Here is a 1,176-nt window from a genome sequence, read left to right as displayed (position 1 = left end):
CGGCCGAGCGGCCCGGCGCTGTACTCCGGGTCGAGCTTGATCCCGATGCGGGCGGCGGCCTCGGCCCACTGCTTCTTCAGGTGCTCGGTCGGGGCACCTGCTCGGTGGTGATGGTGCGCTCGGCAAAGGAGCGCACCGAATCTGCGAGTGCGGTGTGCTCCTCGCTCAGCCCGAGGCCGAGTTCGTATGCGTTGCGTGCCATGCGCTTACAGACGTTCTGCGAGGTCGGCGGTGGTCCAGGGACCCTCGCTCTCGATGGTGTTCACACCGTGCCAGCCGGCGAGTTCCGTGATGGCTCCGCCCTGAACGGCGTACACCTTGCCGGTGAGCTTGCAGTCCGCGGCCGCGAGATAGGCCACCAACGGTGAGATGTTGGACGGCGCGAAGGCGTCGAACTCGCCCTCGGGTACCTCGGCGGCAAACAGTGCCCCCATGCCGGGTGTCGCCAGCGTCAGCCGAGTGCGTGCAATCGGCGCAATTGCGTTGACGCGCACGCCGTATCGATCGAGCTCGTCAGCGGCCACCAAGGTCAGGGCTGCGATGCCCGCCTTGGCGGCACCGTAGTTACCCTGGCCCGCATTGGGCATGAACGTACCCGAAGCCGACGCAGTGTTGATGACCGAAGCATTGACGGTCTCTCCCGCCTTGCTCTGGTCCTTCCAGTAGGCGGCAGCGTGGTGCAGCGTCGCCGCGTGCCCCTTCAGGTGCACGGCGATGACTGCGTCCCACTGACTCTCGTCCATGCCCGCGATGAAGGCGTCGCGAAGAATGCCGGCGTTGTTGACCAGCACGTCGAGTCGACCGAACTCGCTGACGGCCTGCTTGACGAGGCCCTCGGCCCCGTCCCAGGTGGCAATGTTGTCGGTGTTGGCAACAGCCTTGCCGCCTGCAGCGACGATCTCGTCGACTACCTGCTGCGCGGGGCCGGCATCTGCACCGGAACCGTCGTTTGCTCCGCCGAGATCGTTGACCACGACGCTCGCACCCTCACGAGCGAAGAGCAGCGCATGCTCACGGCCGATGCCGCGTCCTGCTCCGGTGATGATCGCTACGCGACCGTCGAGACTTCCCATCAGTTCAGATTCCCATCAGTTCAGTTGTCGGACATGAAGACTCATTTGTCGGAGATGACCGCGAGGCCGTCCTTGATGACGAGGTCACCGACCGCACTGGTTT

General features: G+C 65.3%; 2 protein-coding genes. Both read right to left on the bottom strand.

Annotated features, from left to right (window positions below):
• Positions 1 to 76 precede the first annotated feature (76 nt).
• Positions 77 to 202 carry a hypothetical protein gene (locus tag ABT116_RS48455; protein WP_351647920.1) on the bottom strand — a complete coding sequence of 42 codons (126 nt, stop codon included), beginning with the start codon at positions 200 to 202 and terminating at the stop codon, positions 77 to 79.
• Between the two features lie 4 nt (positions 203 to 206).
• Entirely contained in the window at positions 207 to 1,073 is an 867-nt protein-coding gene (locus ABT116_RS48450; protein ID WP_007735961.1) for an SDR family oxidoreductase, read from the bottom strand.
• Between the last annotated feature and the right edge of the window lie 103 nt (positions 1,074 to 1,176).

The organism is Streptomyces sp. NPDC002130 (genome assembly GCF_040296465.1).
Lineage (GTDB): Bacteria > Actinomycetota > Actinomycetes > Streptomycetales > Streptomycetaceae > Streptomyces.
The sequence above is the reverse complement of the archived record's forward strand: the minus strand, read 5'-3'. Positions and strand labels throughout refer to the sequence as shown.

Bases quoted from the DNA above. Each gene is read 5' to 3' on its own strand.
- ABT116_RS48450 (WP_007735961.1), bottom strand. From the start codon at position 1,073: ATGGGAAGTCTCGACGGTCGCGTAGCGATCATCACCGGAGCAGGACGC.
- ABT116_RS48455 (WP_351647920.1), bottom strand. From the start codon at position 202: ATGGCACGCAACGCATACGAACTCGGCCTCGGGCTGAGCGAGGAGCAC.